The sequence below is a fragment of the Alkalispirochaeta alkalica DSM 8900 genome (assembly GCF_000373545.1).
Lineage (GTDB): Bacteria > Spirochaetota > Spirochaetia > DSM-27196 > Alkalispirochaetaceae > Alkalispirochaeta > Alkalispirochaeta alkalica.
Genome location: NZ_KB891699.1, coordinates 63,166 through 72,027 on the forward strand (window position 1 = coordinate 63,166; position 8,862 = coordinate 72,027).

The window sequence follows — 8,862 nt, forward strand, 5'->3', positions numbered from 1 at the left end:
CTGTCCTGTGGGACCGATAGTATAGATGTGGGGAATGTATGAAGAGAACCAGTCCGGCAATTCTCCTTGTCGATGATGATCCCGTGGCGCTCGAGATTATCCAGGGNATCCTCCATGCCAACGGGTTCGGGAATGTGGAGCTCTGCAGCGAGTCCGTCCAGGCCCTGGAGATGGTCCGCACCCGGTCTGTTGCGGTGATGCTCCTGGACCTGTTCATGCCCAAGCTCTCGGGGTTCGAGGTGCTTCAGCAGATGGTCCAGGATTTTCCCGATATCCCCGTGATCGTCCTCACCTCGGATGATACCATCGACGCCGCCGTGCGGTGCATGAAGATCGGGGCCTTCGATTTCATGACAAAACCGGTGAACCGCCATCGCCTTGCGAGCGCCGTGAACCATGCCCTGCGGGTTCGGGAACTGGAGGAGCGCCTCGTTCTCNTTGGNCAGGAGCCNCCCCAGGAACCCCCGGGCCCCCGGGATCCCGAAACGTTCGCGGAAATTATCACCCGCTCTCCCCGGATGCAGGCGATCTTTCGCTACATCGAGGCGATCGCCGCCAGCCCCAAGGCGGTGCTGATCACCGGAGAGAGCGGGACGGGGAAGGAGCTTCTGGCCCGGGCGATTCACCGCTCGGGGGATCGGGAGGGCCCCTTTGTGGCGGTGAACGTGGCCGGGCTCGACGATGTGCTCTTCTCGGATACCCTCTTCGGGCACCTTCGGGGAGCTTTCACGGGGGCGGACCGGCCCCGGGCCGGCCTGGTCGAGCGCGCCCGGGGAGGGACGCTCTTTCTCGACGAGATCGGCGATCTCGAGCCCCTGAGCCAGGTAAAGCTGCTGCGNNTGATCCAGGAGGGGGAATACTATCCCCTGGGGTCCGACGAACCCCGGCGGGCCTCGATCAGAATTGTGGCAGCCACCAACGCCGATCTCCTGGAGCGCCAGCACCGGGGGACCTTCCGGAAGGACCTCTATTACCGCCTGGTGTCGCACCGCCTGGGGGTTCCGGCGTTGCGGGAACGGCGCGAGGACATACCGCTCCTGGTGAGCCATTTTGTCGCCGAAGCGGCGTCGGATCTGGGTGAATCCCCCCCGGTGGTGCCCGACGAGGTCCTGCGGTTCCTNGTCCGGGCGGACTATCCCGGGAATATCAGGGAGCTCCAGGCGATCGTGGCCGATGCCGTGAGNCGCCCCCGGGAGGGGGAGGTCTCCCTCGCGGTGATCGAGGAGTACTTTCAGGCGGCCCGGGAGGGCGGTTCCGGGGCAGGCAGTGGTTTCGGGGGAGCCCGTGCCCCCGGGGATCGCGCTCCCGGTGCGGNGTTGTCCGGTGAGGCCGCTTCTGNCAGCAGTGCTTCCGGTACGCCCCTCGCCCCCGGGGAGCCCTTCGGGGGGAGTTCCGGCGGGNTTCCGGGGGGAGGCGGGGAATCCGCACCGGAAGAAGCAGCCCCGGGCGAGCGCCTCTCCTGGAGTGGCCCCTTCCCGATGCTCGAGGAGGCCGAACGGTTTCTGATCACCGAGGCTCTCCGGCGTTGCCAGAACAATCAGACCGCTGCGGCCCGGCTCCTGGGGGTTTCCCAGTCCACCTTGAGCCGGTGGCTCCAGAAGAACGGGCCCATTCAGAATGCATAAATCATGCACAATGCATGGTCCGGCTATGCATTGTGCATGATCCCTCCGCTCTCTGGCGGCCTCGTCTCTCCTGTTTNCGGGGAGACGTCCTGACAGGAGGGGCGTATTTCCTTTTCCTGTATTGAAATGGCTCTTGGTCGCTCTTTTCTTTCGTTCTTCGCTGGTTTTGGCATGGTTATTGCTTTATGTATTACATCGATTCCTGCCGGCGGTCTGACCCCGGAGGGGAATCAGGGATGTAAAACAAGAGAAAAACCTTGCAGGTAAAAACAAGGTAAAAATGTAATAAGCGATGTAATATGTAAAAAGACGGTTGCCTTTCAGGGAGGCTCGTCGTGCGTGACATCTTCCGTTGGCGGTGCCGGTCCGGGCTGTTCCCCCCCGGGGGAGGGGCCGGGGAAATCCGGTTGCCAAAGGACGTGATTTTGATTATAAATCACGGTAGAGAGGAGCGTAACCTGATGAAGAGCAAAGGTGGCCGCCCATGAACGACAAGCCGCTTGAGGGTTTGAGCCCCGACGGTACGCCCTACCGGGTTCTGGTTGTAGACGACTCGATCTTCGTGGCCAAGCAGCTTACGCAGATTCTCACCTCGGCGGGGTTCGAGATCGCCGCAACGGCCGACAACGGCGAGGATGCCGTGGAGAAGTACAAGGAACTCTACCCTGCGGTTGATCTTGTCACCATGGATATCACCATGCCCAAGATGGACGGCGTCTCGGCGCTTCAGAAGATTGTCGAGTTTGACAAGAACGCCAAGGTCATCATGATCAGTGCCCTGGGGAAAAACGATCTCGTCAAGAACTCGCTCATGATCGGTGCAAAAAATTACATCGTGAAACCTCTGGACCGAAAGAAGGTGCTGGAACGGATCGTTCTCGCCCTGGGCTGACAACGCGTTGGGTGTTTTCCGCTGGTCCCTTTTTGTGCTCCTCCACGCTCTGGCTGTAGTCTTTCTGGTGGCTACGGCGTCCTTTTTCCTTCTTCAGGTTATCCCGGGAGATCCCGCCGCTGTAGTGGCGGGTCTTGATGCCGATGAGGCAACCCTGACAGCGGTGCGCCGCTCCATGGGGCTCGATGAGGCCCTGCATCTGCGCTACCTTCGCTGGATTTCGGGGNTTCTCCGGGGCCGTCTGGGGGATTCCCTCGTTCAGCGTCGGCCCGTGGAGGAACTGATCGCCCAGCGCCTGCCCGTAACGCTCATGCTGGCGGGGGNCGCGCTGGTTTCCAGCGTTCTCCTGGGGCTCTCGCTGGCTCTCCTGGGGGCGGCGAGCCGCACCGGTGAGCGGATAGTGCGCTTTCTCGAGTACTTGGCCTTCGCCTTCCCCCAGTTCTGGGTCGCGCTCCTGCTGATTTATCTTTTTTCCTTTCGTTTGGGCTGGTTCCCGCTCTTCGGTGCCGAAGAACCGGGNGCACTGGTGCTCCCCGCTCTTTCCCTGGGGATTTCCAACGCTGCCGTGGTCTCCCGTACCGCCCGGGCCAGCCTGAAGGATCTCCTNCGGGGTAACCACGCGGCGGCCGCACGGGCCCTGGGGATCTCTCCCCGGAGGATATTTCTGGTCCATCTTCTCCCTCTGGCGATGATTCCCCTGGTGCCCGTGCTGGTCATCCAGGCGGGGTATCTCCTGGCCGGAGCGATCGTGGTAGAGCAGGTCTTTGGCCTCCCCGGGGTGGGNCGGCTCACCCTTACGGCGATCGTCCAGCGCGATCTGCCGGTGATCCAGGGGAGCATCGTGGTCTTCGGGCTGGCCTTTCCGCTGCTGAACGCCCTGGGCGACCTTCTGGTGGGGTTCCTCTGGCCCCGGTTGCGTCTGGAGGGCCGATAATGGNGNGGGCNGNAATCAGGGTGCGGGATCTCCAGGTTGAGGTTTCTCAAGGGGGAGAGCTCCGGTCTCTGGTGGGGCCCCTGGATCTGACGATTGTGCCCGGCCAGATTCTTGCCCTCGTGGGCGAGAGCGGGAGCGGGAAGACCCTCACCCTCCGCGCCCTGGCGGGTGTTCCGCCCCGGGGTCTCGCTGTCCGGGCCCGTCCGGGGGACCTCCCGCTCCCGTCGCGGTGCGGGATGGTCTTTCAGGATCCCTTCAGTTATTTTAACCCCCGGTGGCGGATTCACCGGTCCCTCGCCGAAGTTCTCCGGGTGGTTCGCGGGGTCCCGCGGGGTGAGGTTTCTCCCCTGGCGGTATCCCTGCTGGAGAGCGTGGGGCTCTCCCGCGAGGAGGGCNCCCTCTTTCCGTTCGAAATGTCCGGGGGGATGGCCCAGCGCAGCGCCATCGCCATGGCCCTGGCTGTGGATCCCCAGGTGCTCTGCGCCGACGAGGCGACCAGCGCCCTCGATCCGGCCACGCGGGACCGGATTCTCCGGCTCGTCGCCGGAATCTGCCATCAGCGGTGCATGGCCACGGTGGTGGTCTCCCACGATCTGCCCGGGTTGACGGGGCACGCCCACCGGGTGGTGGTCATGTATCGGGGGCTGGCTGTGGAAGAGGGAGATGCCGTGGCGGTACTGCGGAAGGGTCGGCACCGGTACACCGATTTTCTCCTTCGGTGCCACCCGGGAGCCCACACCCGGGGGGGGCTGCTTCCGGAGATCCCCCCCGAATCCCTCCCGGGGAAGGCGCCGGTATCCCCGGGCTGCCCCTTTGCCGGGCGCTGCCCCGCTGCCAGGGGGCCCTGTTTCGGGGAAATGCCCCCCTGGCAGGGAGACGAAACGCACCGGTTCCGCTGCTTTTTTCCTGCGGGAGGGCCCGGATCATGAGTAACCCGGTTTCACCGGTGGTGGAGTTGCGNGGGGTCTCCCGATCCTACCGCTGGCGGGGGACGGTCAGGTCCGTGCTCAAGGAGCTCGACTGCGTCGTCCTGCCCGGCACCATTATGGGGATNCAGGGGACATCGGGTACGGGAAAGACCACCCTCGCCCGTATTCTGGCCGGTCTGGACCGTTCCTTTTCCGGCGTCCGGCGGCTGATGGATGATCTTCCCCGGGAGGCTGTGCAGATGGTGTTTCAGGATTCCCTCCAGGCCTTTAACCCCCGGTTGTCTCTGGAGGTCTCCCTCGGCGANGCCCTGGCGGCCTCGGGCCGGCTNTCCTGGTCCGGATCGCCCCGGGAACGGAGGGCTCTTCTCTCCCGGGCCGTGGCCCAGGTGGGTCTCGAGCCCCCGCTCCTGCGGCGCACCCCGGGCCGCCTCTCGGGAGGACAGCGCCAGCGGGCGGCGATCGCCAGGGCGCTTCTGATGGACCCGGCCGTGCTGGTTCTGGACGAGCCGGTGGCGGCGCTGGATCTGAGTATTCAGGCAAAAATTCTCAATCTCCTTCAGCGTCTTCGGGAGGACCGGCTCCAGGCCGGGCGACCGGTCGCGCTGGTTCTGATCTCCCACGATCCGGCGGTGCTGCGTCATTTGTGCGGAGAAATCTATTCCTTGCAGGAGGGACGGCTATGGCGGGAAGAATGACAGGTACAGACAATACAGGTGGAACAGCGACCGTTGCAGGGGGGGGCAAGCCCCTGGGTATGGTCGCGCTGATCGTCCTGGCGGGGCTCATCATGCTCCCGGCCCGGGCTGTTGCGGCCGGGCGGACCGAGGAGGAACCAGCGGCAAAAACCAGGCTGGTCTACGGGATATCGGGGGACCCCGACACCCTCGATCCCCACGCTACCACNGGAACACTCACCTTTCAGACCATGCGGAGTGTCTACGATACCCTGGTGGAACCGGATCAGGAGGGGGCGATCGTTCCCGCTCTGGCCTCGTCCTGGGATGTTTCCGACGACGGGCTCCGGTGGGTCTTTGAACTGCGCCGGGACGTGACCTTCCACGACGGTCAGGAGTTCACCTCCCGCGACGTTCAGGCCTCGCTGGAACGGCTTCGGGACCCCGATTTCGCCTCTCCCAGCGCCCACGAGTTTTCGGTGCTCCACGAGGTGATCACCCACGGGCCCTGGCGGGTAGAGCTGGTTCTCACCGAGCCCCACGCGCCCCTTCTGGCGACCTTGGCATCGGGGTGGGCGGCGATCCTTCCGGCAGACAAGATAGCCCGGGGCCACGATTTTGGTGCTGAACCGGTGGGGACCGGTCCCTTCCGCTTTCAGCGGTGGCTCCGGGACAGCGAAATTCTGCTCTCCCGAAACGATTCCTACTGGATCGAGGGGGCTCCACTCCTCGAGGAGGTGCAGTTCCGGGTGATCACCGAGCAGGCCGTGATGGCCCAGGCCCTCGCCCGGGGGCGGATCGATGTGGCCGACATCGTGGTGGAACCGGAACTCTCCTTTCTGCGGAACACCGATGCGGTGAAGCTCTACGAGTCCACCTCGGCCCTGGTGATGGTCCTGGCGATCAACACCCGCAGGGCTCCTCTGGACCGCCTTGAGGTGCGGCAGGGGATCAACGCGGCGATCGACAAGCAGGCCGCCCTGGATATCGCCTACGCCGGCGGTGAGGTCTCCGGGACGTTCATGGATGTGTCCAACCCCTATTACGAGGACTTCACCCACCTCTATTCCCACGATCCCGATTTTGCCCGGGACGTGGCAGAGAAAACCTCCTTCGACCGGGACCTGGTGATCGTCCTGCCCCAGAACTTCGAGCCCCATGTGCGGGCGGGAGAGCTCTACCACGAGATGCTGCGCCGGGCGGGCTTTCCCGTGCGTACCCAGCTGGTTGACTGGTCGACCTGGATCAGCGACGTCTATCGGGGAGGGCAGTTCGATCTCACCGTGATCGGTCACACGGGGAAACTCGACCCCCACGGCCGGCTCGCCCGGTACGGCACGGCAGAGACCTACGTGGGCTGGGAGGACGAGGAAACGGCCGGGGCGATCGACGAAGCCCGACGGACCCTCGATCCCGGGAAACGCCGCGACCTCTACCGGGTCGCCCTGGAACGCATGGCCCGGGAGCTTCCCTTCGTCTTTGTGGGGAGCCCCTATCGGTACGTGGGGCTGAACGCAGCCCTGGAGGGGTTCTTTATGGACAGTCAGCTGGATACACCGGATCTGCGTCGTGTCCGATTCCCGTCTCACTGATCACCTCGGGGCGATCCTCGCCCTGGGGCTTCTGGTCCTGGCCGGGATCGCCAGCCTCGCGGCGACCCCCCTGGCGGGGAACCCCCTCGATCAGGATCTGACCCGGATGTTTCTGCCTCCCCTGAGCCCGGGTCACCTTCTGGGGACGGATCATCTGGGGAGGGATGTCCTGAGCAGGGTGCTCCACGGAGGGCGAAGTTCCTTCGTGGTCTCCCTGGGGTCGGCGGGGATCGCGGCGGTGCTGGGCACCTTTCTGGGGATCGTCTCGGCCATGGACCGCAAGGGGAGCATCGACAGGGTCCTGCAGGTTCTGAACGATGCGATCCTGGCTTTTCCCACGATCCTGCTGGCGATCACCGTGGCAATTCTCTTCTCTCCCGGCATGTATCAGGTCACGGTCACCCTGGGGATAGTCTTTGCCCCCGTACTCTATCGGGTTTCCCGGGTCGAGGCCCGGCGGGTGATGCAGCAGGAGTTCTACCTGGTCTCGCAGATGCTCGGAACGGGACGGGTTCTGCGGGGAATTCTTCACCTTCTTCCCAACCTGCTCCCCCAGGTGCTCGTCCAGAGCGCGAGCCTGGCGGCCCTGGCGATCGGGACCGAGGCGGCGCTCTCCTTTCTCGGTCTGGGCACGCAGCCTCCTCACCCCAGCTGGGGGCTGATGCTGAGCGATGCCCGGCGGTATCTGGTGGACGCCCCGTATCTTTCGGTCTTCCCCGGTGCGGCGGCGGCCCTTCTGGCCTTCTGCTTTCAGGTTCTCTCCGATTACGGGGCCGAGTTTTTTCACCTCCAGGAGTAGCCCCGCCAGGGCGCGTTCCTCCTCTCTCCGATCGCTTTACCTCTCCTGATTCATGGGCTACACTTGCTCTCATGAAGTCCTATCGCTACTGGAAGAACCTTTGCCTGGGGATGTTTCTCTGCGGAACCGTCCTGCAGGTCGCGTCGCTGGAGGAACGGCCTCTGGTCTCCCCGGAAGAGCAGGCCCGGTACGAAGCTCTCCAGGCCGAGGCTCGCCGGGCCTACGGCCAGGGAGATCCCGAAGAGGCCCTGAAACTTTACGAAGAACTTCAGGAGCTGGCTCCCGAGGAGGGGGATATCGCCTACAACCGGGGTGCCCTGCTCATCGATCTGGGCCGCTACCAGGAGGCGATCGAGGCCTTCTCCGAGGCCGAAGCCCTGGGTGCGCTCTCGTCGCACCTCTTTCATAACCGGGGAATCGCCTTCGCCGAAACGGGGCAGCTCCACCGGGCCCTGCGCGACTACGATCGGGCCTGGGAGAAAGACCCGGAAGATCCCGAGATCCTGAACAATCGCGGAGTCGTTCTCGTTCGCCTCGGGGAGAGACAGGAGGCGATCCGCAGCTTCGAGCTGGCTCGCGAGTACGGGCCCGATTATGCCGATCCGCTCTTTCATCTGGGGTCGATCTTCTACGACCAGGGTGAGTTCCGGGAAGCTGTCGAGTACTACCGCGGGGTGCTGGAGATCGACGATTCCTTTAGCAAGGCCCGGTTCAATCTGGGGAACGCCCTGTACCAGGCGGGAGAGTTCCGTCCGGCCTTCGAGGAGTTTCTGGTGCTCCACCTGGAGGATCGGGAGAACCGGGACGTCCTCCACAACCTGGGGGCGAGCGCCCTGGCTGCTGCCGGAGCGACGCAGCACGATGCAGGCCAGGGGGAAGATGCGGAAGGGAACGATGGAGGCGGGGAAGGTCATGGCGATTCGTAAGTATNTGGACGGCAAGAATGTTCTGGTNATCAACAGCGGGAGTTCCTCCCTCAAGTACGAGGTNTACGATATGCCCTCCCGGACCAGTCTGGGAAAGGGGGCGATAGAACGGATCGGGTCACCCGAGAGTTTTCTCAAGCAGTCGGGCTGGAACGGGACGGTCGATCTTCGCCAGCCCCTGGATTCCCACGGGGCGGCGCTCTCTCTCATGACCGAGGCGCTCACCGATAGCCAGAACGGCATCCTCACCAGTCTCGACGAGGTCTGGGGTGTGGGGCACCGGGTTGTGCACGGNGGGGAGAAGTATTCCTCCTCGGTGGTGATCGACGAGGAGGTTCTGGCTGCTATCGAGGAGAATATCGAGCTGGCGCCGCTCCATAACCCGGCGAACCTCACGGGGATCAGGGAGGCTATGGAGCTGCTCCCGGGGCGTCTCCAGGTGGCGGTCTTCGATACGGCTTTTCACCAGACCCTCACTCCTGCGGCGTTTC

The 8,862-nt window shown here is 64.2% G+C and carries 8 protein-coding genes and 1 pseudogene; all 9 read left to right on the plus strand.

Annotated elements, in window-relative coordinates; all coding sequences use genetic code 11:
• The first annotated feature begins 38 nt into the window (after nucleotides 1–38).
• Nucleotides 39–1,625: a sigma-54-dependent transcriptional regulator gene (locus B071_RS0105550; protein WP_018526116.1), complete on the plus strand. Its 1,587-nt coding sequence runs from the start codon at nucleotides 39–41 to the stop codon at nucleotides 1,623–1,625.
• A gap of 484 nt (nucleotides 1,626–2,109) precedes the next feature.
• The gene (locus B071_RS0105555; protein WP_018526117.1) at nucleotides 2,110–2,517 is read left to right on the plus strand and encodes a response regulator; all 408 of its coding nucleotides are present in this window, start codon (nucleotides 2,110–2,112) and stop codon (nucleotides 2,515–2,517) included.
• Between the two features lie 34 nt (nucleotides 2,518–2,551).
• Nucleotides 2,552–3,451: an ABC transporter permease gene (locus tag B071_RS0105560; RefSeq protein WP_438829595.1), complete on the plus strand. Its 900-nt coding sequence runs from the start codon at nucleotides 2,552–2,554 to the stop codon at nucleotides 3,449–3,451.
• Nucleotides 3,451–4,380 (plus strand): oligopeptide/dipeptide ABC transporter ATP-binding protein, encoded by a 930-nt coding sequence (locus B071_RS16115; RefSeq protein WP_018526119.1) that lies wholly within the window; start codon nucleotides 3,451–3,453, stop codon nucleotides 4,378–4,380. Before B071_RS0105560 ends, B071_RS16115 begins: the two co-directional genes overlap by 1 nt.
• Nucleotides 4,377–5,075, plus strand: coding sequence for an ABC transporter ATP-binding protein (locus B071_RS0105570; protein ID WP_083914539.1), 699 nt, complete (start codon nucleotides 4,377–4,379; stop codon nucleotides 5,073–5,075). Before B071_RS16115 ends, B071_RS0105570 begins: the two co-directional genes overlap by 4 nt.
• A 230-nt stretch (nucleotides 5,076–5,305) precedes the next feature.
• Nucleotides 5,306–6,646 carry an ABC transporter substrate-binding protein gene (locus B071_RS0105575; protein ID WP_438829596.1) on the plus strand — a complete coding sequence of 447 codons (1,341 nt, stop codon included), beginning with the start codon at nucleotides 5,306–5,308 and terminating at the stop codon, nucleotides 6,644–6,646.
• Nucleotides 6,624–7,445, plus strand: a complete 822-nt coding sequence (locus B071_RS16120) for an ABC transporter permease (RefSeq protein ID WP_018526122.1) — start codon at nucleotides 6,624–6,626, stop codon at nucleotides 7,443–7,445. Before B071_RS0105575 ends, B071_RS16120 begins: the two co-directional genes overlap by 23 nt.
• 71 nt (nucleotides 7,446–7,516) lie before the next feature.
• Complete coding sequence (locus tag B071_RS0105585; RefSeq protein WP_040587458.1) at nucleotides 7,517–8,371, plus strand: tetratricopeptide repeat protein; 855 nt, start codon at nucleotides 7,517–7,519, stop codon at nucleotides 8,369–8,371.
• A gap of 70 nt (nucleotides 8,372–8,441) precedes the next feature.
• Nucleotides 8,442–8,862: pseudogene (locus B071_RS0105590) on the plus strand (acetate kinase); the annotation flags it as partial.

Excerpts from the sequence above, each read along its gene's own strand:
- B071_RS0105575 (WP_438829596.1), top strand. The coding sequence starts at position 5,306 with ATGCGGAGTGTCTACGATACCCTGGTGGAACCGGATCAGGAGGGGGCG.
- B071_RS0105585 (WP_040587458.1), top strand. The coding sequence starts at position 7,517 with ATGAAGTCCTATCGCTACTGGAAGAACCTTTGCCTGGGGATGTTTCTC.
- B071_RS0105555 (WP_018526117.1), top strand. The coding sequence starts at position 2,110 with ATGAACGACAAGCCGCTTGAGGGTTTGAGCCCCGACGGTACGCCCTAC.